13 protein-coding genes are annotated in these 23,009 nt (G+C 60.8%); all 13 read left to right on the plus strand.

What is annotated here, in order from left to right; genetic code table 11:
* The first annotated feature begins 12 nt into the window (after window positions 1–12).
* The 13 genes from ABC336_RS20555 (at window position 13) to ABC336_RS20615 (ending at window position 22,974) form a co-directional block, all read left to right on the plus strand.
* Window positions 13–6,837 carry an S-layer homology domain-containing protein gene (locus ABC336_RS20555; protein WP_413240428.1) on the plus strand — a complete coding sequence of 2,275 codons (6,825 nt, stop codon included), beginning with the start codon at window positions 13–15 and terminating at the stop codon, window positions 6,835–6,837.
* Between the two features lie 602 nt (window positions 6,838–7,439).
* Window positions 7,440–7,625: a tautomerase family protein gene (locus ABC336_RS20560; RefSeq protein ID WP_413240429.1), complete on the plus strand. Its 186-nt coding sequence runs from the start codon at window positions 7,440–7,442 to the stop codon at window positions 7,623–7,625.
* A 2-nt stretch (window positions 7,626–7,627) separates the two neighbouring features.
* Window positions 7,628–8,587: an ABC transporter permease gene (locus tag ABC336_RS20565; RefSeq protein WP_413240430.1), complete on the plus strand. Its 960-nt coding sequence runs from the start codon at window positions 7,628–7,630 to the stop codon at window positions 8,585–8,587.
* Window positions 8,588–8,666: 79 nt separating this feature from the next.
* Complete coding sequence (locus ABC336_RS20570; protein ID WP_413240431.1) at window positions 8,667–9,542, plus strand: carbohydrate ABC transporter permease; 876 nt, start codon at window positions 8,667–8,669, stop codon at window positions 9,540–9,542.
* 52 nt (window positions 9,543–9,594) lie between these two features.
* A complete protein-coding gene (locus ABC336_RS20575; protein WP_413240432.1) occupies window positions 9,595–11,175 on the plus strand; it encodes an extracellular solute-binding protein in 1,581 nt (526 codons plus the stop codon).
* Window positions 11,176–11,300: 125 nt separating this feature from the next.
* Window positions 11,301–12,344 (plus strand): response regulator, encoded by a 1,044-nt coding sequence (locus ABC336_RS20580; RefSeq protein WP_413240433.1) that lies wholly within the window; start codon window positions 11,301–11,303, stop codon window positions 12,342–12,344.
* Entirely contained in the window at window positions 12,341–14,173 is a 1,833-nt protein-coding gene (locus tag ABC336_RS20585; RefSeq protein WP_413240434.1) for a cache domain-containing sensor histidine kinase, read from the plus strand. Before ABC336_RS20580 ends, ABC336_RS20585 begins: the two co-directional genes overlap by 4 nt.
* A gap of 1 nt (window position 14,174) precedes the next feature.
* Entirely contained in the window at window positions 14,175–14,942 is a 768-nt protein-coding gene (locus tag ABC336_RS20590; RefSeq protein WP_413240435.1) for an SDR family NAD(P)-dependent oxidoreductase, read from the plus strand.
* Window positions 14,939–17,302, plus strand: a complete 2,364-nt coding sequence (locus tag ABC336_RS20595; RefSeq protein ID WP_413240436.1) for a heparinase II/III domain-containing protein — start codon at window positions 14,939–14,941, stop codon at window positions 17,300–17,302. The genes ABC336_RS20590 and ABC336_RS20595 overlap by 4 nt, the downstream gene beginning before the upstream one ends.
* Window positions 17,303–17,305: 3 nt before the next feature.
* On the plus strand, window positions 17,306–19,669 hold the full coding sequence (locus ABC336_RS20600; RefSeq protein ID WP_413240437.1) for a DUF4962 domain-containing protein: 2,364 nt from the start codon (window positions 17,306–17,308) through the stop codon (window positions 19,667–19,669).
* A gap of 395 nt (window positions 19,670–20,064) precedes the next feature.
* Complete coding sequence (locus ABC336_RS20605; protein WP_413240438.1) at window positions 20,065–20,886, plus strand: alpha/beta hydrolase; 822 nt, start codon at window positions 20,065–20,067, stop codon at window positions 20,884–20,886.
* 198 nt (window positions 20,887–21,084) lie between these two features.
* The gene (locus ABC336_RS20610) at window positions 21,085–22,185 is read left to right on the plus strand and encodes a DUF3048 domain-containing protein (protein ID WP_413240439.1); all 1,101 of its coding nucleotides are present in this window, start codon (window positions 21,085–21,087) and stop codon (window positions 22,183–22,185) included.
* A gap of 213 nt (window positions 22,186–22,398) precedes the next feature.
* Window positions 22,399–22,974, plus strand: a complete 576-nt coding sequence (locus tag ABC336_RS20615; RefSeq protein WP_413240440.1) for a dihydrofolate reductase family protein — start codon at window positions 22,399–22,401, stop codon at window positions 22,972–22,974.
* Window positions 22,975–23,009: the final 35 nt, after the last annotated feature.

Raw genomic sequence — 23,009 nt, forward strand, 5'->3', positions numbered from 1 at the left:
CAGGCGGAGCCGATGTTCCCTGACCGCCGGGGCGCGGTCCGTATCGATACCGTGACAGGCGTCATCTCATCGATCGGTGCACCGGAAGCGCTGGCGGGGAGCGTCCAGCTCAGCGCTGATGGACATACCGGGGTGTACCTGGCCGGTGATGGCGAGGACAGTGGCGGGAGTCAGCTCTATCTGAGCTGCACGGGAGGCTGCAGCGAGCCCCAGCCGGGTGGGCCGGTAACCGGCGCACAATGGTCGGCAGGGCCGGAGGCTATCGTGGGGGGACATATCAAGCCGGGCAGCGTGCTGAACATCCGTGCGTCCGCACAGCCAGATCTGGAGCTGGTGGCGGAGGTGGCCTATCTGGAGGCGGATCCGGAACGGCCGGACCAGACAGTCGGCCGGCAGACGACGCTGCCGCTCGAAGAAAGCGGGATGACGGGTATGTATGCGGGAGCATTCGCAGTGACTGAAGGCATGTCGGAAGTGACAGCGATCCGGGTCGCAGTCGCCGGCAGTGCCGAAGGCTTGGATGTGCCGCGTATGCCGCTTCCCGTAGCGGGCCGCCTCGAAGTGGAGGTGGAAGCCGTGGATCCGGCCAGAATGGAAGGCGCGTATCTGCTGCTGACTGGCGATGGGATGCCGGAGGTAGTCGCGGATTGGCAAAACGGGATCAGCCGATATGAGCTTTATGGCGCGCCCGGGACAGCGCTCACGCTGGAGCTGATGTACAGGGACGGGACATCGGTGCTGGCCCGGTACGAAGGGCTGGTGCTGGCCGCAGGGCAGCGAACGGAACAAAAGGTAGTGCCTGAGTTCAACGGCACTTTGCGGGTGAACGTCTACAGCTCGGAGACTTACGATCCGATTCCGGATGCCCGGGTCGTGTTCAAGGATGCGGACAGCGGCGAGGTGCTGGCGGATCTGACAGTCGATGAGGAAGGCTTCGCAGCGCTGCCTGTCCCAAGAAGAGAGGGGACGCGAATCGAGGTGGAGGCGTCAGCGGCAGGCTACGATATTCCCGAACCGCAGACGATTACCCTCGCGTTTGGAGCTAACATGCTGGCTTTTGATCTGCGGCCGATGTCCGGAGCCATACGCAGTGTGACGATGACCTTCGAGCGAGAGGTCTCCCGGGCGCCGGTGATCGGCAGCGAAGCCCGTATACTCGTCTCTGCGGTCCCAGGCGCCGAGCTCGAGGCGCGTGTGAATCTTACTCGCTGGGAGGAGGAGGAGACGCAGCCGGATCAGCTGCTGTTCACCCTGGTGGAGACGCAGCCGGGACAATACGAGGCCGCATTCCCGGTCGTGGAAGGGATGGCATCACTGGATTCAGTCGTACTTAGGCTCGGAGGGGAGTGGCTGCCAGTATCCTATCCGGTAGACAGGAACATCGCAGCCAGGCTGCATGTCCGATTGGCTGTGCCGACAGATGATGCTTGGCGTGGAGCGCTGTCCGGCGGCCGGCTCGGGGTCAGTTATTCGGATCCGGACAGCGGCGTTCATTACTCCGATACCGCGGCATTTCCCGAGGGCCAATATGAGACGGTAGTGGATGTACCCTTTGCCCATGCGGATCATCGCTATCAACTGTTCTTTTCCGGGAACGGGGCGTCCGGTACCGTGGAAGCGGCGGCACCCCGCGCCGGCAGAGTCCAGGACATTCAGCTGCATCCGCGCTTTGCCGTGACGCTGAATGCCCGCGTACTGAACGAAGAGGGCGCAGCTGTCCGGGCTTCGTATACGATCCGAGACGAGGAAGGACGGAGCATAGCCGAGGGAGGTGCAGCCTCGGCAGTTACGCAGAAGATGCAGGTCGACGCTGGCCAGGTGCTGAAGCTGCACTGGACGCCCGAAGATCCGGATTATGACAATCAGGAGTTCGAACTGTCCGTCGCTGCGCCGATCCTGATCGAGACGTATCGTCTGGACAGGAAGCCTACAGGTATTTTGAGCGGGGTGGTGCAGACATCGGGAGGCCGGCCGTCCACAGGCGCGCGGATCGCGGTGACAGTGACGGAGGGCAAAGCTTCCAAGCTGTATACGACAGTCTCGGGAAGAGACGGCCGGTATTCGCTCACCCTGCCTGCTGGATATACGGTAGATGCGCGAGCGGAGGGAAGCGGCACGGATGCTGCGCTGACATCGGCCAACCAGCGGCTGTTGATCGAGGATGAGAGTACGTTGGACTTCACGTTATATGAGGGAGCAACGCTGGATTTCAAGCTCTATGTGCGCAATGCCCATGGCGAGTGGCAGGGTCCTGCCGACGTCGATTGGTTTGAGTTGGACCGTTATGGGGTCACCTTCTCTCGTCCCATCGTACGAATGGGTTCGCCGATCCAGCTGGCTGCCGTGGTCGGAGAGACGATCCAGGCTTGCGTAGGCGAGCATCGTGTACAAGTGAGGGATTGCACGGAGGTGACGATAGGAGCGGATAACCATGCCGAACTGGAGATGCGGTATGAGAATCGTTGGTCCGAGGCGGCTTTCCGCCCGGTGAGGCCGGACGGCACGACGGTTCCTTGGGTGCACACCCAAATTATCGGCATCGCTGGCGAAGCGGCTGCTGCACCGCCAACTTACAATTATGGAGACGGGTCGGGGATCCAGCTGCATCGGCCGGGTACGTACCGGATCCTCGTCAGTGAAGGAGGGCAAGTCCGCTCCCAAGCGCTTGCCGCGCAAGCAGAGTTCACAGTCGCTGCAGCGCAGCAACTCGATCTGGGCACGCTTCGCCTGCATCCAGCGGGGAAGTTCTCGGGGGCGGACAACCGGATCTTCGCGGCTTCCGACAACGTGGCGCCGAACGGACTTATGGAGCTGCATGCCGTCTATGCCAATAACGGTATCCCGCGAGAGACGGCCGTCGATGCAGAGCTTATCTTCGATTTGCCGCTGCAGGCAGCGTATGTTGATCACTCGGCCGTGGTCGACCGGCAGGCGGTCGATGCAAGGACAGAAGGACGGCAGGTGATCGTACCGCTCGGATCCGTGGCGCCCGCTCAGCAAGGTACGGCACGGATCCAGATCAAGGTGGAGCCGGAACCGATGCTGCAAGGGATGACGACGCACGCGTCCATCCGGTATTCGCTCGGAACTGAAGTCCGCAAGGAAGGACTGGGGACCGCTTATGTCGAGATGCACCCGGTGACGCTTCGGGCTCCGGAGAAGACGACGCGCCTGCAGCTGTATGTGAGCGGCCATGCGCCGCCCGGCGAGCAGGTGGCCGTCTATGAGAACAGCGAGCTGCTGGGGCGGGCGCAAGTATCGCCGAACGGCACCTGGCTGATGGCTGTTACGCTGGCAGACAATGGCATGACGAACCGCCGGCTGCGCACGGAGACGACGCTGGACGGCGCCAGCTACGGCGGACAAAGCGCGATCGTCCGCTATGTCCCGAACGACATCGTAATCCAGGATATGTCGTTCCAACTATATCCCAATCCGATACGAACGTTCTCGCCTGCGGAGGGGGTAGCCGTGTTTCCCTATAATGCGCATAATGGGCTGATCCCGTCCTATACGATGCAATTCAGCGATCCCGACCGGGTCTATAATGTACGGGTCGGCAACGGCGAGCGCATCGATGATGCCCGGAGGGAAGGCGGCAAGTACGTGCTTCAAACGAAGAAGCCGGCGTTCAGCGGGCCGATCTCTGTCGCTTACGAAACCCGATCCGACCCGGAAGAGCTGGAAGAGGAGGCGCCGACGCCGGAGCAGGGGCGCAATCTCAATTCGGACGCGCTGGCGAATGCAGAGCTGATGTGGCTCGCCCAGGCTGGCGAATGGTCGCCCAGAAGAGGCGGCATCGTACCGGACAATACCGAGGAGATGAGGCTGAAGCTGACGGATGACGTTGCGGCGGACATCGTCGTCTCTCGGACGCCGGCACCGGACTATGTGCCGACCAGCCAGGATCTGCGGCTGGAAGCGTTGACGGGGAGAAGCCTATACGGCGTTACGGTGTCGCATTCGCCATGGGGCTCAAAGGCCGAGGTGACCGTGACAGCCTACGTGCCTGATGGCGTTGGCATATCAGGCATGCGGAAGAGCGGGGCCTCGCCGGCAAGCGCAGGCATGAGCAAGTTAACGGTCCATACGGTGCTCGATGGATTGAGATTGAGCACCAAGCTATTTGACAACTGGCAAAGTATCGAGGCAGTGGTAAAGCCTACGGATGTGGATAAGGTCGATGGTTTGATCCGGGACATCCATGCTTTGGAGTGTATCGAAGATTTTGCCCGTGCGCGGCTGCTCAGCAATGCCAACGCGGCGAGGTTTACTGCCATCCAGCATGAGACGGCCAAACAGATGATGAATCTCATCGGCAGCATGCGCGAGCTCTCGCCCGGGGCTTCCCTGATCCTCTGGGGGGAGATCAAGTGGGCCGGCAAGGAGCTGGACCGGATCATGCTGGAGGATATCCGCGATCTGGAGAATAATATCAAAGCTTACGTCTGTATGAAAAAACCGACGGAGCCGCAGCGGGTGGCGGAGCCCAAGTATATCTATGATCCTAGCGGTTACGTCTATGAGGGACTGCCAGGGAACCGGGTAGAGGGCGTCACCGCCACAATCTATAATCTGGAAGAGGCTTCCGGCCGCTGGGAGCTGTGGGATGCGGAATGGTATGAACAGATCAATCCGCAGCTGACCAATGCCGAAGGGCGATACGGCTGGGATGTGCCGCCGGGCTGGTGGCAGGTCAAGTACGAGAAGAAAGGCTATGAAAGAGCCTACAGCGAGGAGCTGGAGGTGTTGCCGCCGCACTTTGACGTCAACATCCCGCTGGTATCCTACGCACCGCCGGAAGTAACGGCGGTCAAACCGCTGCCCGGCGGCTCGCAGGTCGAGGTGCGGTTCAGCAAAGCCATGACAGTGGCGGCTATGACCCGCGAAGCGGTCGTCATCGAAGGACCGGGCGGCATCGTACGGGGACAGGTGCAGGCTGTGGAGCCTGGTGAAGGCGCAGACGGCGAGCTGCTCGCCAATGGGCTGCGGTTCCTCCCCGACTCCCCCCTCGCGGGTGAGACCGACTACACGATTACGGTGGGCGACCCGCTGCGCAGCTATGCAGGGGTACCGCTGGCCGAGGCCTACACGGGTTCGTTCACCGTGGTCTCCGAAGATCTGGTGCCGCCGGCTCCGGTGACGGAGGTGATCGGCGCCATCGGCAGGGATCAGGCGGTCCTCGGCTGGCAGGCGCCTGCGGACCTGGATGAAGATGGCGTACTGATCCGCTGGCGACAGCGGGGTGAGGCGAGCTTCGGCGAGGTCATCCGCATAGGGCAAGGTACGCAGTGGCATGAGATCGGCGGGCTGGTGGCGGGTCGTGCCTACGAATTCGGCATCACCGCCGTGGACGAATCGGGCAATCGCTCGGCTGAGGTGCGGGTTATGCTGGAGGAGGATGCAGCGCGGGAAGATCTCCGGGCGCCTCATGCCCCCGGGGAGCTGAGCGTAACGCCGCAAGGCGGGAGCCGGCTGGGAGTCAGCTGGCGTGACCCGGCGGATGAAGATCTGGCTGGACTCGAGCTCAGCTGGCAGGTAGAAGACGCTGCGGGGCAACCGAGCATCGTTGGGATCGAACCAGGGGTTGAGAGCTATACGATCGCGGGACTTTCAGCCTCGACGCGCTATAGGATAGGTGTCGTCGGTGTAGATGAAGCGGGCAACCGTTCATCGGTCGTCACGGTGACCGTAAGCACAGGTTCCGGCGGGGGCTCTGGCGGTTCCGGCGATCCCGGTGGTTCCGGCGGCGGAACGGGAGGGTCCGCAGGGCCAGTCAAGCCGGATCCGGGCGGCGAGCCTGGGGGCGAGGATCCCCCTGGCGATCCAGACGACGTCTTCGCAGGCTACTGGGAGATTGGAAGAGCCGGTGGAGTTTTCACAGCAAAGAGAGGACGTCTGCAGGTTAGCGTGCCTGCGGGTGCCTTCACTGAAGGCGGCAGGCTGCAGTGGCAGGAGGACAAGGGAGAGGAGCTCCCGGAGCCGGGAAGCGGCTATACTCGCCTGTCGCCGGTGTACACACTCCAGGCCGAAGGCTGGCAGAGTAGACGCGCTATAACGATCAGGCTTGCCTATGATGCTGTGCGTCTGGCCGGCCGGGATCCGATGCGGATCGGAATCTATAGGGTCGATGCCGGTCACCCGTCAGGATGGCGTTATGTCGGCGGAGTGGCGGATTTGGAGCTGAACGAGGTGCAGACGCTCATCGAGGGGCCGGGCGAGTACGCCGTGCTGCTGTATGACATAACGTTTGCTGACATGCAGGGCCACTGGGCGCGCGAAGCAGCTGAGGTGCTGGCCAGCCGGCATCTGGCTGAAGGGGCTGGCGAGCGGCGTTATGAGCCGGGGCGTCCGATCACCCGGGCCGAGGCTGCCAAGCTGCTGGTCGAGATGGTGCGGGTCTATGGCGTCCCGTCTCAGGATGTGGCGGCGGCGCGTGAGCGATTCCAGGACGTCGGGCCGGACCGCTGGTACAGCGGTTATGTCGATGAAGCGGTGCGGCTTGGTTTGATGCAGGGAGCGGCCGGCCGGTTCCGCCCGCAGGATGCGATCACCCGCGAGGAGCTGGCGACTGTGCTCGCCAGAGCGGCGTCCCGTTACGGCATCGAAGTGTCGTCGGGCGGCGGATTCGAGGGCTTCGCCGACGCGGCCTCGATATCGGGATGGGCGCGGGAGTCGATGGCGCTCGCCGTCCGCCGGGGCTGGTTGATCGGCCGACAGCAGAGCGGCGGCAAGCAGCTCGGACTTTTCCCCCGTGACTCCATCACCCGCGCCGAAACGGCGATGCTTCTGGTGCGGGTCATGAGCGAGCTGGATGAGAAGGCACGAGAGAAGTAGGCACGAGAGCAATAAGCATGAGGAAAACAAGCATGAGAGTATAAGCCTGAGAGTAATAAGCATGAGAGCAATAAGCAAGGGAGCGGCATAACCAGTAAACATGAGGCAACAAGCACGACGCAAAAAGGATTAGCCAGCAGCACGACGTAACCAGCACTACGACCAGCACTACGCAACTAGCACGGCCTTACTAGTGCGCCAAGACGCCGGGAACCAGGTAGCGAAGCCTGCCCCGGCGTCTTTTTGAAAATAATAGAATTTATATGCTGCGCACATCTAAATGGCTCTTATTTCAACGGAATGAAACTTGCTGCGCCGCCAAAGGACGGCGGCAGCCGTTTCACCTTGCGTGAAGAAGGGGAGTCATTTCACAAGTGGTGCGCAGAATGCGGGTTTGGTGTTGCTGTAAGGAAAGAAAGTTTCGTTAGAAGGCGAGAGGGACAGTGGTGGACAAATTAACGCGGAAGCGGCTGCCTGCGAGCGCCCAACCACCGACCTAAAAAAAACACAACTGCACGTAAAGCCACTCCATTGTTGGCGCTGCCAAACCAAAGTAGGATAGAGCTACAGCTGTAACCTATCGCTAAAGGAGGCTGCACCGCATGCCAAAAATCAAAATTGAAATGTATGAAGGCCGCTCAAAAGAACAGAAGGACGAGATCGTAGAGGTGTTCACGCGCGAGCTGTCCCGGATCATCGACCGGGAGCCGGAGTATATCCATATTACCTTTGACGAGAAGCCGCTGGACGACAACGCGCCGGCCAACCTGCGCGCCAAGGGGGGATGAGCATGGATGCAACGACGGCCGCCCCCACTACAGTGAACAAGGCGCAGCCCCGCGACAAGAAGCGCATGCTGCGTTTCATGTGGAAGTACAAGGCGCTCTACTTCCTGTCGCTGCCGGGCATCCTCTACTTCCTGATCTTCAAATACATCCCGCTGATGGGCTCCGTCATTGCGTTTCAGAACTATAACCTGTTCGCCGGCTTCAGCGGCAGTCCGTGGGTGGGGATGGAACATTTTACGCGGATGTTCAGCCATTACGACTTCCTGAATATCCTCAAGAACACACTGCTGCTCGGTATCTATGACATCGCGTTTGCCTTTACGGCACCGATCATCCTGGCGCTGCTGCTCAATGAAGTCCGGCTCGTGCTGTACAAGAAGATCGTGCAGACCGTCATCTATGCGCCGCATTTTCTCTCATGGGTTATTGTAAGCGGTATCTTCATCGGCGTGCTGTCGCCGTCCTCCGGGATCGCCAACGTCATGCTGGGCTGGATCGGCATCGGACCGATCTACTTCCTCGGCGAAGATTCATACATCCGTACCGTGCTGGTAGGTTCGGGGCTGTGGCGGGACGTCGGCTGGGGCACGATCATCTATCTGGCGGCGCTGGCGAGCATCAATCCCGATCTGTACGAAGCGGCCGAGATGGACGGCGCCGGACGATGGCGGCAGATGCTGAACATCACGCTGCCGGCGCTGCTGCCGGTCATCACGATCCTGTTCCTGCTGAAGATGGGCGACTTCCTGGATTACGGCTTCGAGCGCGTCTTCGTCTTCCAGAATCCGCTCAATATTCGCAATAGCGAGATTCTCGACACCTATATCTACAAGGCGGGCCTGACGCAGATGCAGTACAGCTATGCGACAGCGATCGGATTGTTCAAATCGGTGGTCGGCCTGTTCCTGCTCGCCATCGCTAACACGCTCAGCAAAAAAGCCACCGGCGAATCGCTGTACTAGAGGTGATGTGTTTCGGCCGATTCCGTCCTCTCCGACACGTACCACCACGCTTCTAGATTTTAAAGAAAGGGGGCATACCATGGTCCGGCGGGAAAGTTTGAGCCGCAAGCTGTTTCTTATTTTCAACTATACGTTCCTGACGGTGCTGTCTTTGACCATGTTCCTGCCGTTTCTGAATGTCATCGCCCAGTCGCTCAGCAGCGCCGGCGCCATCGACCGGGGAGAGGTGATGTTCTGGCCGGTGGAGATCACGACGCAGTATTACAAGTACGTGTTCGAGGATGTCTCGATCTGGCGGGCGTTCGGCATCTCGGTCTATATCACGGTGCTGGGGACCTTCATCAATCTGGCGGCGACGGCGACGCTGGCCTACCCGTTATCCAGACAGGAGTATGTCGGTAGGCGGCTGGTGCTGATGGTCATCCTGCTGACGATGATCTTCAGCGCGCCGCTCATCCCCCAGTTCATCCTGATGCGGGAGATCGGCCTGGTCAATACGCTCTGGGCGCTCATGATCCCTACAGCGATCAGCGCCTTCAATCTGTTCGTGCTGCGGTCGTTCTTCGCCCAGCTGCCGACAGAGCTGATCGATTCCTCGCGGATCGACGGCTGCAGCGAGCTGCGCACACTGTGGAGCATCGTCCTGCCGCTGTCCAAGCCGGCACTGGCAACAGTGGGAATCTTTTACTCGGTGACAAACTGGAACAAGTACATGGATGCGTTGTACTATATAAATGACCGCGCCAAATACCCGCTCCAGGTGAAGCTGCGGGAGCTGCTCATCACCGACGATCTGAGCGACACCGGCAATCTGGCCTTCGAGGTCACCTCCCAATCCGTGCAGGGCGTACAGATGGCGGTTATCCTCGTCGCGACGATTCCGATTATTATGATCTATCCGTTCCTGCAGCGTTTCTTCATCAAAGGGATGCTGATCGGTTCGATCAAATCATAAGACGATAGCTTCGTGATTGTAAGCGCTATTATCAATAGAAAAGAGGGGTACTATGCCAAAGCAAGCCGTTCTTATGCTCATGCTGATCCTCGTCCTCGCCCTGGTGGCAGGATGTTCAGGAAATAATAACCAGCCAGCCGGTACAGGCAGTGCGGAAGGAAACGCAGAGACGCCGGAGGCGCAGGGGCCGACATCGTTCTCGATCTCGATGCGGACGCTCAATGTAGCGTATGTGGAGAAGCACCCGGATATCAATAAGGACCAATATGTGATGGCGCTGGAGGAGAAGACCAACACCGATCTCGACATCCGGCTGATCCCGCACAATGAATACCAGGACAAAATGGTGCAGATGTTCGCTACCAACGACATCCCCGATGTCGTGCAGGGCAGCGGCGGCATCAGCGGGCCGGAGCTCGCCGGGGCGGTCGAGAACGGCGTCTTCCTGCCGCTGAACGACTTGCTGGAGGAGCACGGCCAGGATCTGCTGGCGTTCATCCCCGAAGAGGCGTGGGCGCGTATGACGGATGCGAAGACAGGGAATATTTACGGCATACCGGAGATTTTGTCCAATCCTTCGCGCCGCGCGACCTGGATCCGCACCGATCTGTTGGAGCAGGTAGGCAAGGAGATCCCGACGACGGTCGAGGAGACGATGGAGGTGCTGCGCGCCTTCAAGGAAGCGGGAGTGGAGCAGCCGTTTGCAGGACGCCAGAACTTCAAGTACGCCGATACGTTCTTCGGTGCTTACGATGTGCTGGGGTATCTCAATCAATTCAAGCTGTTCCCGGATGGCCAGGTCAAGCCGAACTTCTTTGATGTCGAAAACATGAAGGCGGCGATCGGCGTCTATAAGACGATGCACGACGAGGGTCTGATCAGCCGCGAGTTCGCGACGATCGAGAGCACCGACTTCCGCAGCATCGTCACCAGCGGCAAGGCAGGCATGTGGTCGATGAACGCCAATGAATTGCCGATCTGGGGCGCCCAGCTGATGGAAAATGTGCCGGATGCCCGCGTGGCGCTCATCCCTTCGCCGGTCGGACCGGATGGCGGCGGCGGGTATGCCCACTACAACCCGGTGACCCGTTCCTTCTATATCAATAAGAAAGCGGAGGCCAAGGCTGCCGAGATCGTGAAGTTTTTCAACTGGATGGTGAGCGAGGAGGCCGAGTTGTTCTTCAGTTACGGTCTGGAGGGCGAGGACTATACCGTGGTCAACGGCGAGCCGTCCTTCGAGGTGCCGACCGATACGGCCGGTACGGACAAGATGCGTTATCTGAACTACTGGCTGTGGCTCGTGCAGGATACGACGTACAACAAGATGGTGTCCTCGCTGACGGAGACCGGGCAGCAGATGATCGACGCGTTCGATAACATGCTGGCGGATGAGGGACGCAAAGGCATCGAGTTCGATCCGCGGCTGGATGCGCTGATCCGCTACCCTGACCTCAATCCGAAGTCCGATGAGATGCCGCCGCTGATCCTGGAGCATGTGCTGCGGATGGTGTACGGCAGAGAGCCGATCGATAACTACGAGGCTGTACTGGAGGAATATCTGTCCAAGGGCGGCAAGGAAATTATCGAAGAGGCGACGGAGCGCTACAACAATCAGGAGAACGCTTTCGAATAAGATTTACCCTGCGGGACGCTTCCTATACAATGGGTGATACTAAGCGAGCTCGTAGATCGCACCTGCGGTATGCATAAATAGCCGATGCGGTCTACGGGACGCTACACCGAAGGGAGAGGCTTCAGATGGTCCGAGTGCTGATAGTGGATGACGAACCCATGATACGACAAGGCCTGACCAAGCTGATCCGGCAGGCCGATGCGCAGATCACGGAGACGGCTGCCGCCGTAGACGGAGTGGATGCATTGGAGCAGATGGCGAAGCTGCAGCCGGACTTGCTGTTCACGGATATCCGGATGCCCCGCATGGACGGACTGGAGCTGTGCCGCAGGGTAAGCGAAGCGTACAAGGATGTGCAGATCGTCGTCGTCTCCGGCTACGGGGATTTTGAATACGCCCGCCAGTGTATGGGCTGGGGGGTCAAGCAATATTTATTGAAGCCAGTAACCAGGGCAGCTGTGCAGGAGACGGTATCCAAGCTGCTGGAGAAGCTGCGCGAGGAGCGGCCGGGCGGGTATATCCCGTTGTCCCTGTCGGGGCAATGGCTGGAGTCGCTGGATCAGGCGGTATGGATGCTGCAGGAAGAGCAGGTCCAGGCGACGCTGGAGGAGCTGGAGCGGTATTGCCGCACGCATCAGATGGGGGTGCGGCAGCTCCGCGAGCTCGTCGCCGAGCTGCATGACGGGCTGCTGCAGGCGCTCAACCGGCGCGATGTGTATACGCTTGACTGCGAGCGGGCCGGTACGGATCATCTGGCGGACGAGCAGCAGTGCTACGATTGGCTGCGCGAGGAGGCCAGCCGGCTGACTGCAATGATCCGCAGCAAGCGCAAGGGCAATCCGAAGGAGCCGATCGAGGAAGCGAAGCGTTATATCGAGCAGCATCTCTCGAGCGAGCTTACGCTGGAGGAAGTGGCGGAACGGCTCGGACTGAACGCTTCCTATCTCAGTCAGCTGTTCCGCCAGGTGGCTGGCGAGACCTTCGTCCAGTACCGGACCAGACGCAGGATGGAGCTGGCCAAGCGTCTGCTGGCACAGCCGCAGTACAAGATTACGGACATTTCTTTTGAGGTAGGCTACGCCGACCATCCTCATTTCACCAAGACGTTCAAGCGCAGCACCGGCTATACGCCGGCCGAATACCGCGGGTTGCTGGGGATCCAGGGATGAGGCGCAGTCTGGCGCGTCAGTTATTCGTGTATTTCCTGATCGTCATCGTCTTCTCCCTCTCCATGGTCGGCATCTTCTCTTACCTGGAGTCGTCGCGGGCGATGGATGCGCAGGTGGAGAAATATATGGCCCAGGTGATCAATAACGCCGCGATGCAGACGGACAATCAGCTCATGACGTTCGAGCGGGTCAGCAATTCGATCCTGTCCCAGCAGATCGTGAAGCGCTTTCTCGATATGGATCCTGCGGACAGCTACGAATACTACAACTTCTCAAACCAGATCCGCAAGGATGTGTTCCAGCGCGTGCTCATCACCTATCCGACGCAGATCCACATGATCTATATCCTGGGTGATCACGGACGTTCGATCTTCGATCACAACCAGAGCTTCTCGGCGATCTCTGTCGATCCGTCGGCAAGGCTGCAGGAGCTGGGCGCCAAGACGCCGGATACGGGCGAGATCGCCATCCTCAACACGAGTCTGCTCCAGAGCGACAGAGACGAAGTGATCACGGTCGCGCGCAAGATCCGCGGCTACGCCTCCTATGATGTCAAGGGTGTGCTCGCGATCGAGTTCAACAAGCAGCAGCTGACGGATCTGTGGAGCCAGCTCGATCTGGGCGAGGGCGGCTACTTCTTCATCCTGGACCGGTTCGGCGAAGTGATCTACGAGCCAGATGACGGCGCGCTGGCGGCTCTGCTGGAGACGGATGTGCGGGAGCCGATCCTGCGCGGGGAGAACCGGCTGGTCCGCAAAGTCGGCGAGGAGCGCGCGATGGTCGTCTCGCGGACCTCGGAGTACTCGGGCTGGAGTCTGGCCGTGTCGGTGCCGCTCGCCGAGCTGCGCGCGCCGATCTCCAGCATCCGGACGACGACGATCACGGTCGGACTGGTGACGCTCGTCCTCGGCTCGGTGATCGCGATCCGCTTCGGCCGCTCGATCGTCCGGCCGATCCGGCATCTCAAGGACGGGATGCGGGAGACGGAGAAGGGCAACTGGACGCATATCGAAGGGCCGTCCCGCCAGGACGAGATCGGCGGACTCGTGCACAGCTACAACCTGATGGTCGGCCGGCTCTCCGAGATGATCGAGCGGGTCTACGATGCCGAGCTGGAGAACCAGAAGACGCAGCTTCGCCTGCAGGCGACCCTGCTGGAGCGGCAGCGGGCCGAGTACCAGGCGCTGCAGCTGCAGATCAACCCGCATTTTCTATACAATACGCTGGAGACGATCAACTGCTATGCGATCGTCCAGGATGTCGGCGATATCTCCGAGATGGTCGAAGCGATGGCCTATATGCTGCGCTATTCGGTCCAGACCCATCTGGAGGAGATCACGATCGCCAACGAGCTCAATCATGTGCGCAATTATCTGATCATCCTGAAGCACCGGATCCAGCGCGAGTTCGAGGTGGAGGTACTCGTGCCTCCGGAGCTGCTGCTCCAGAAGATGGTCCGGCTGACGATGCAGCCGCTGGTGGAAAATGTGTTCCAGCACGCCTTCCCTGACGGTATCGGACCGGAGCATTATATCCGGATCGATGCCCGCGAAGAGGCGGGGCGGCTGCTCATCACCGTGGCGGACAATGGCGCCGGCATGAGCGCGGAGCGGCTGGCCCTGCTGCGCAGCAGGCTGCTGCAGAACCGGCTGGCCGGCGGCGAGGAGGATGAGGCGATCCGGGACAGCCGGGGCGGGATCGGCATTATGAATGTGCATCGGCGCATCCAGATGGTATTCGGCAATGACTATGGCATCCAGGTCGACAGTACGCCGCAGTGCGGCACGACGGTCACCATGAGTATGCCGCAAGAAGAGAGGAGCAGTTAACATGCATATTGATCTTACAGGCAAGACCGCACTGGTGACGGGAGCCAGCGGCGGCATCGGACGCGCGGTGGCGCGGATGCTGGCGGCGAGCGGGGCCAAGGTGGCTGTCAACTATCTGAACAACAAGGAGGGCGCCGAGGCGGCAGCGGCAGAGATCACGGCTGCTGGAGGTGCGGCGGCCGTCTTTCGGGCCGATGTCACGGACATCGGACAGATCGCAGGTCTGATCGGCGAGGTAGAGCAGACATGGGGGGAGCCGGTCGGGCTGCTGGTCAACAATGCCGGCCATCTGGTCGAGCGGCTGGCTAATAGCGAGATGACCGAGTCGTTGTACACCCGCGTGCTGGATGTCAATCTGAAGAGTACGGTGTTCGTCAGTCAGGCTGTCATCCCCGGCATGAAGGCCGCGGGCGGCGGCAGGATTATCAACCTGACTTCCGTAGCCGCCCATAATGGCGGCGGTCCAGGCGCCACGATCTATGCGGCGAGCAAGGCTGCCGTGATCGCCTATACGAAAGGACTGGCCAAGGAGCTGGCCGGCAGCGGCATCCTCGTCAATGCGCTGTCGCCGGGGTTCATCGGCCAGACCGCCTTCCATGCCACCTTCACGCCGGAGGCCGCCCGCAAGGCGACTGTTGCGGGCATCCCGCTGGGCCGGGAAGGTACGCCAGATGATGTCGCAGGCGCCGCCCTCTATCTGTGCTCCGATCTGTCCGCCTATCTGACGGGGGAGACGATCGAGATCAACGGCGGCATGTTCATGCGATGAGGATCGCAGACAAGCTGGCGGCGCAGGACTGGTGCAGGGAGGAGCTGCGGCAGCTGCAGGAAGAGCTGGACCGGGTGCTGGCGGGGCAGGCCGGTCCCAGCGAGGCCGCGGCCGCCCTTGAGCCGCCGATCCCGACGGAGCCCGGCGGCTGGTGGCATCAGTATGTCTGCCCCGAGCATCATACTGAGCTACTGTTCGATCCGCTGGAGGAAGATGCCCATGCCTATCGCTGTCCCTACGGCTGTGTAGTGGAAGGCCCCGAGTACCGGGGCGCCTGGCTGGTGTTCCGCCATCAGGCGTGGGCGCGCTATGCGCTGCAGGCGGCTGCTGTCTATGCCGGGACGGGCGAGGCGGTCTATGCAGAGCTGGGACGGCGGATCATCGTCCGCTATGCCCGCCTGTTCCCGGATTATCCGGTCCATCCCGAGGCCCAGCCTTGGATGCTGAAGGGACGGGCCTTTCATCAGGCGCTGACCGAAGCGATCTGGGCGACGACCCTGCTCCGGGCGTACGTGATGCTCGCCGATGAAGGCGTTGATTTTGGCGGTGAGCGGGCGGCGCTGGATTCCTTCTTCGGTATGCTGGAGAGCAGCATGCGGGAGTATCACGGCATCCTGGTGCATGAACGCAAGGAGCCGGCGAACAATTACACGGCCTGGCTGATCGCTGCGCTGGCTTCGGTCTATGCCGCCAGAGGCGAGCGGCAGCGTATGGCGGAGCTGGTCGCTTGCGAGGGCGGCTTCCGGCATCATCTGGGCATCGCCGTGCAGCCGGATCAGCTGGAGTTCGAAGGCAGCATCTACTACCATGTCTTCGTGCTGCGCGCTTACTTCATCACAGCGGAGATGGCGGAGCGGTGTGGGATCGGTCTATATGATGCGGTAGGGGCGGAAGGTCAGTCGCTGCAGGGGATGTGTGATGTGCTGGTGACGCTGGCAGATGGCGGCGGCAGACTGCCGGCGCTGCATGACGGTCCGTATGACCGCGTGCCGTATGCCCGGGAGATCGCCGAGGTGCTGGAGATCGGTCACGCCAGGTTCGGCAGGCGCGAGTATGAGCCGCTGTTGGCGGACGCCTACCGCCAGCTGTCCGGCCGACCGCTGCGCAGCGGGCTGGAGGCCGTGGTCTATGGCAGCGGCGGCAGGGAGCTGGCGCTGGAGAAGCTGACGCCGGCCAGCGGCCTGCTGCCGCAGAGCGGCTGGGCGATCCTGTCGCATCCGGCAAACGAGCTGAGCTGTCTTGTTGATTATGGTCCGCACGGTGGCTCGCACGGACACTATGACAAGCTGAACCTGATGATCGGCCGCGGGTGTCTGCCGGTAGCGCCTGACCGGGGGACGGTGCCTTACGGCTCGCCGCTGAAGAAAGGCTGGTATCCGCATACCGCCTGCCACAATACGGTCACCGTCGGCGGACGCTCCCAGTCCGCAGCGGCGGGACGGCTGCAGAAGCTGGACGTGTCGGATAGCCGTGCTTATGCTTGGCTGGAGACGGACGAGGCGTACCCCGGCTGCCGGTTGGCGCGTCATGTCATCGTGACGGCAGGCTGGGTGCTCGATTGGTATGAGGTGGAGCTGGCGCAGCCGCAGCAGATCGACTGGTGGTTTCACTATGTTGGTGTGGCGGCTCAAGATGATGCTTTGGAAGATGCAACTGCTGCCAGAGCGGCAGTGAAGGAGGGCGCACCGGTGCATCCGCCTATTGGAAGATTGGCGCAGTGGCAGCCGCGGACCGGCCCGCTCGGCACGGAGGACGGCTATGCCTATATCCGGCCGGTCGGCGAATGGACCGGTGACGATGGTGATCACGGGGCCACCGTCATGCCGTCGGAGCCCGCAGGCGGGGAGCGGCGTGAGCCGAGCAGCACTGCGGTGGCGCTATGCATCGCAGCGCCCCATGCGGATAGGCATCCGGCGGACGGCCGCAGAGAGGACGGTAGCGCCAGGACTGCTGGTGTGGCGGCTGCCGGAGAGTCGGGGGCGGCGGCTGGACCGGGAGATGCAGATCTCTCCGGCGCGGCTGGTGAGGTCGAGGCTGCAGGCGGATCGGGGGCAGCGGCTCTGTCCGGTACAGCCGGAGGCACACAACGAAGTCTCCTTCATCTGCTGCTGCTGCCGGAAGCGGGTACCGAGGTGATCCGCGTCCAGTCTCCGGGACTGGCGACCGATCCGAGCCGGATGATGGAGGGCATCCTGATGCGGAGCCGGAGCGCAGCTGCGCGTTTTATCGCGGTGTACAGCGCAGGAGCAGCGCAGCCGCAGTTGCAGCAGGATGCGCAAGATCCGGGCAAGGTTGTCATTGAGCTCGACGGAGAACGGCGGTCCTACCGGATGACGGCTGACGGATTGGAGGAGGGATAGAAGATGCATACGTTGTACGAACCGCAGAGCGGACGGTTAACGATCCAGTATGCACCGGACGAGGATACGGCGCTGCTGGAAAATCCGCCCCGCTTCACCTGGATCCCCGCTGTGCCGGAGCGGACGGACTATCTGCTGCAGATCTCGACTTCGCCATCGTTTGAGGACGAGCTGACGAAGACCGTCGGGCCGGTCCCTTACAATCTGTATGTACCGGATCAGGCGTATGAGCCGGGAACTTACTACTGGCGCTACGCGGTAGCGGAGGGGGCGGCCGATGGAGCACTGAACCAGTCGGCAGATGACGGTGCGTGGAGCGATCAGCAGCGGATCCCGCGCCCGGCATCGTCCTGGAGCAAGGTGCGGCGCTTCACGGTGCCGGAGGGATTACCGCTGACGGCGCTGCCTGACAGAGCCGGTCGGTATGCGGATACAGCGGCCGCCCATCCGCGGCTGTGGCTCGGGCCGGACGGCCTGGACGAGTTCCGGCGGCGGCTGGCGGCAGATCCCAGCTATGCCGGGTGGCCGAAGTTCTACTCGGGATCAGTGCTGCCTTGGCTGGAGCGTGAGCTGATCGCCGAGCCCGCGCCGTACCCCGAGAACCGGCGGGTGGCGTCCCTGTGGCGACGAATGTACATGGACTGTCAGGAGGCGCTCTACGCGATCCGTCATCTGAGCGTGGCCGGCCGGGTGCTGGAAGACCGGCAGCTGCTGGATGCAGCCAAGCGATGGCTGTTTCACGTGACGGATTGGGACACGGAGGGGACGACCTCGCGGGATTACAACGATGAAGCCGCCTTCCGGATCGCCGGAGCGTTGGCTTGGGGATACGACTGGCTGTATGACGAGCTGACAGACGAGGAGCGGCAGCTCGTCCGGGAGCGGCTGCTCCGGCGGACCGAGCAAGTGGCATTTCATGTCATGGAGCGCTCGCGGATCCATCAGGTGCCGTTTGACAGCCATGCCGTCCGCTCCCTATCCTCGGTCCTGGTCCCGTGCTGTCTTGCCTTGCTGCATGAAGAACCGCAGGCCCGGGAATGGCTGGACTATGCCGTGGATTACTTTGCCTGCATCTATACTCCCTGGGGCGGCGGCGACGGCGGCTGGGCGGAAGGGCCGATGTACTGGACGACAGGGATGGCCTACGTCATCGATGCGCTGGGCCTGCTGCACCACTATACAGGGCTCGCGCTGTTCGAACGGCCGTTCTTCCGCAAGACGGGCGACTACCCGCTCTACTGCAATCCGCCGGGTACCGTGCGCGCCAGCTTCGGCGACCAGTCGACGCTGGGCGAGCCGGCCAGCCTGAAGACAGGCTTCAATATGCGGCAGTTCGCGGGCTGGACGGGCGATGGCCGCTACCAGTGGTATTATGAGCAGATCGAGGGCACGGACCCTGATCCGGACAGCAAGTTCTACAACTATGGGTGGTGGGATTTTCGCTTCGATGACATGCTGTACCGGCACAGCTATCCGGCTGTGCCGGCTGTCGTGCCGGTGGATGGCGCAGTCGAACCGGTGAAGTGGTTCCGCGATATCGGCTGGGTCGCCATGCACCGCAGGATGGATGATCCGCAGGAGCATATTATGCTGCTGGCCAAGAGCAGCCCCTACGGCTCGATCAGCCACAGCCATGGCGATCAGAACGGCTTCCTGCTCCATGCCTACGGGGAGCCGCTGGCGATCGAGAGCGGGCATTATGTCGCCTTCGGCAGCACGATGCACCGGGAGTGGCGGCGGCAGACCCGCTCGACCAACAATCTGCTCATCGACGGCCTGGGTCAATATGCCGGGACCAACAAAGCGCTCTGCATGGCGGCCTCCGGCCGTGTCCTCGAAGCGGGGATGCAAGGCTCGCACGGGTATTGCCGCAGCGATGCGACGGCGGCCTATCTGGAGCAAGTCCCTTATCTGAAGCGTTATGTACGGGAGATTTACTTTGTCCGCAGCTCCTACTTCGTCGTGATCGACTCGGTCGATCTGGATCAGCCGGGCACCGTCGATTGGCTGCTGCAGACGCTGCAGCAGCCAGAGCTGGCGGGTCAGGCCTTCCGCGTGATCGGAGAGCGGGCCGAGCTGGACGGCCGCTTCGTCTATTGCTCGTCGGGCGATCTGACGCTCACCAGGCACGAGAGCTTCGAGGGCGTGGATCCCGCAGAGCTGGAGGGGCTGGAGCGGCACTGGCATCTGCGCGCCGCGACACCGCGCCGGAGCGGGCACCGCATCGCGACGCTGCTCGTGCCGATGAAGCGGGATGAGCGTCGGTACGTCTCGTATTTCATGGATGATCAGGATCACGATGTGCATCTGTACTTCACAGATGAAGAGGGCGTGACAGAGCATATCGAGGTGCCGAAAGTGTATTAGCCACTAAACCCCCAGGCCGCTTGTTGGAGGCTTGGGGGTTGTTGTTTGATATACGTCACTCCCGCATGAACAATTCGTTGCGTTTCATGTAGACCATGATGAGGGCGATGACGGCGCCTGCGATGAGCAGCACAGTTAGCCACTGCTCAGCGAACCATTGGACAAAGGCCTTCATTGGCATATACTCCTTTCGAATCGTGAAGTTAGGCTGGGTTGTGCCGCACTGCAGACCGGGCCGCAGCGGAGTTTTTATATAGTAGGAGGATGTCCACGAACGAGATGGATTATGTAACCGGTCAGTTGACATTCCAATGTAAGGCGAGTATGATGAAATAAAACCAACTAAATGCATTGGAATTGTTATATATTTATTTTTTGAACGGAGTGGATGGACGATGGAGAAAACGCTGACGCTGCATCACTTGGACGATGGACTGGATTTGGCGGCGACGCTGCATTACCCGACGAATGGGAACAGCGGCGCTAAGGCGCCGGTGATCGTCATCTGCCATGGCTTCGTAGGCAACCGGATGGGGACCGATCGGCTGTTCGTCAAGGCGGCGCGCGCGTTGGCGGATCAGGGCAGTTATGTCCTGCGTTTTGACTATGGCGGATGCGGGGAGAGTCAGGGCGATTACGGATCACTCGGGCTGGAATCGATGATCGATCAGACACGGACGGCGCTGGACTATGTCCTGGAGATGGATTGCGTGGATCCGTTGCGCGTTACGCTGCTCGGCCATAGTCTGGGCGGGGCTGTAGCGCTGCTCACCGCTGTCAGGGACCGCCGGGTCAAGTCGCTCATCCTCTGGTCGCCGGTTGCCTATCCGTTCAATGATATCATTGGCATTATCGGCCGAGAGAGCTATGACGAAGCAATCGAGAACGGGCAGACCGACTATGCCGGTTATGCGCTGCAGCCAGTCTTCTTTGAATCGCTCATGCAGCATCAGCCGTTCCAGGCGGCTCCCCGCTTCGGCGGCGATGTCCTGCTCGTCCACGGCACAAGCGACGATGTGATCCCGGTCGATTACAGCTTTCTCCTGCAAAAGGTGTTCTGGACCCGCAGCGACGGCGGCTGCGACAAGGAGATTGTCTTCCAGGCCGATCATACGTATTCGACTCAAAAGCATCAGGAAGCAGCAATCGGTGCCTCGATCCACTGGCTGAACGATCTGCAAAAACGCCACGAGCAGTGGCATCACTGGAGTATCTGACCAGACGTCTTCTACCTGAACGACCCGAATCGGACACCGACACTATGCGGTGTGCCGATTCTTTTTTGTGCTTCCATTCATGGCCGCTCCGAAAAAAACAGTCTCTGCAGTCCGGTTACTTTGTAAGAATCCAAGACAAATCCGGTGCGGGTGTGTTTTAATAAAAGGGACGAGCTTATGAAACGTGGAAAAGGATGGATGAAATTGAACAAGCCAAGATCGGCAGACGGATCTGCCACATGGAAACGGCGGATTACCGTGTACCGTGCCGGGCTGGCCATGCTGGCTCTGCTGCTGCTGGCCGCTTGCAGTACCAACGAAGCGTTGGAGACAGTCCCGCCTGCCCCCCCTGCCCTCGAGGAGCCGGTAGTGACAGAGCCTGAACCCGAGCCGGAGCCGACAGGCTTCCGGGCCCCTCTGACAGGACTGCTCCAGGAGGAAGAGGCGACGCTCCGGCCGATCGCCGTCATGATCAATAACAACGGGCCGGCGCGGCCCCAGTCGGGACTAACCGGCGCGGACGTCATCTGGGAGGTGCTCGCCGAAGGCGGCATCACGCGTCTGGTCGCGATCTATCAGAGCCAGAGCTTCCCCGAAGCGATCGGACCGATCCGCAGCATCCGCCCGTATCTGATCGAGCTGGGTGAGAGCTACCAGGCGGTGCTGGCGCACGCGGGCGGCAGTCCGGAGGCCTATTCGATCCTGCAGCGGCAGGCCAAGCCTTACCTTGACGAGATCGGCAATGCCGGCAGCTTCTTCTGGCGGGAGTCGTTCCGCAAGGCCCCGCACAACCTGTACTCCAACCTGGAGAAGCTGCGCGAGGGTGCCGAGCGCCGCAACTATAAGACCGAGGTGCCGATTCCTGTGATGCGGTTCCTTGACAAGGATGAGCTGGTGATAGGCGATGCAGCGACCGAGATCGAGATCAGTTTCCTGTTGAAGAGCTATAAGGTGTCCTACAGCTATGACGAGACGAGCGGTCAGTATCTACGGTCGATCAACGACAGCCCGCATACGGACATGAATAATGATCAGCAGCTATCAGCAGCCAATCTGGTCGTCCTCGGCACTTCGCATCGGACGCTCGACAGCGAGGGCAGACTCGCCGTGGATCTGACCTCTGGCGGTCCGGCGGTCGTATTCCGACAAGGCACAGCCGTAGAAGCCGAGTGGGAGCGGCGGGGCGACGATGCGATCCGGATTATGAAGGATGGCTCGGAGCTGGCATTTGCCCCTGGCAAAACCTACTATCATATCGTCCCGATGACACCGACGTTTGCGGACCATCTACTTTATTGAAATACCGTCAACCGGCAGCAGCCGTTCTCGTAGCATTGCGAGAACGGCTGTTTGCGGTGCGGCGGACATTCGGATATAGAGGGGATTAGAAATAGATGTTGCACATGTGATAGAAAATGAGGTCCTCCTGTGTCTATTGATTGAATCTCAATTGAGGGCTTCCCATACGGGGTCCTTCGATTAGAAAAAATCATATCAGAGGAGAAATGAACCATGAGAAAAGTTACACTCTTCCTGCACGCATCGCTGGATGGTATCGTAGAAGGCCCGAATGGCTCGATGGACATCGGTTGGATTTCCTACGACGATGACTTGGCGAAACATGCGGATCACCTTCTGAGTACGGTAGACACGATCCTGTGGGGACGCGGGACTTATCGCATCATGAAGGACTATTGGCCGACCGTGCCTATGAATCCGTCGGCCATGCCGCGCGAAGTCGAGCACTCTAAGTGGTTGGACCGCACGACCAAAATTGTCTTCTCCTCCACGTTGGACAACATTGATTGGGTCAACACCCGATTGGTGAAAGACCATGCGGCGGAAGAAGTCATGAAACTGAAACAACAGCCCGGCAAGGACATCATGATCCTCGGCAGCCCCAGGTTAGGGCACAGCCTGATGCAGCTCGGTCTGATCGACGAATATCAGATTACGATGTCGCCCGTTGTGGTTGGCCGCGGTTTGCCGTTATTCCAGGGGATCGATGAGATGCTTCGCCTTAAACTGCTTGATACCAGAACAATGCCGTCCGGCGTCGTCTGCCTCCATTATCAGGTGCAGAGATAACCTGGCAGGATCGTCCCGCAATCCGTCGAATAACT

Source organism: Paenibacillus jepli (assembly GCF_047238105.1).
In the GTDB taxonomy this organism is placed as follows: Bacteria; Bacillota; Bacilli; order Paenibacillales; family Paenibacillaceae; genus Paenibacillus_D.

Bases quoted from the DNA above. Each gene is read 5' to 3' on its own strand.
- ABC336_RS20555 (WP_413240428.1), top strand. From the start codon at position 13: ATGTTCCCTGACCGCCGGGGCGCGGTCCGTATCGATACCGTGACAGGC.
- ABC336_RS20575 (WP_413240432.1), top strand. From the start codon at position 9,595: ATGCCAAAGCAAGCCGTTCTTATGCTCATGCTGATCCTCGTCCTCGCC.
- ABC336_RS20560 (WP_413240429.1), top strand. From the start codon at position 7,440: ATGCCAAAAATCAAAATTGAAATGTATGAAGGCCGCTCAAAAGAACAG.
- ABC336_RS20600 (WP_413240437.1), top strand. From the start codon at position 17,306: ATGCATACGTTGTACGAACCGCAGAGCGGACGGTTAACGATCCAGTAT.
- ABC336_RS20605 (WP_413240438.1), top strand. From the start codon at position 20,065: ATGGAGAAAACGCTGACGCTGCATCACTTGGACGATGGACTGGATTTG.
- ABC336_RS20595 (WP_413240436.1), top strand. From the start codon at position 14,939: ATGAGGATCGCAGACAAGCTGGCGGCGCAGGACTGGTGCAGGGAGGAG.
- ABC336_RS20580 (WP_413240433.1), top strand. From the start codon at position 11,301: ATGGTCCGAGTGCTGATAGTGGATGACGAACCCATGATACGACAAGGC.
- ABC336_RS20610 (WP_413240439.1), top strand. From the start codon at position 21,085: ATGAAATTGAACAAGCCAAGATCGGCAGACGGATCTGCCACATGGAAA.
- ABC336_RS20570 (WP_413240431.1), top strand. From the start codon at position 8,667: ATGGTCCGGCGGGAAAGTTTGAGCCGCAAGCTGTTTCTTATTTTCAAC.
- ABC336_RS20585 (WP_413240434.1), top strand. From the start codon at position 12,341: ATGAGGCGCAGTCTGGCGCGTCAGTTATTCGTGTATTTCCTGATCGTC.
- ABC336_RS20565 (WP_413240430.1), top strand. From the start codon at position 7,628: ATGGATGCAACGACGGCCGCCCCCACTACAGTGAACAAGGCGCAGCCC.
- ABC336_RS20590 (WP_413240435.1), top strand. From the start codon at position 14,175: ATGCATATTGATCTTACAGGCAAGACCGCACTGGTGACGGGAGCCAGC.
- ABC336_RS20615 (WP_413240440.1), top strand. From the start codon at position 22,399: ATGAGAAAAGTTACACTCTTCCTGCACGCATCGCTGGATGGTATCGTA.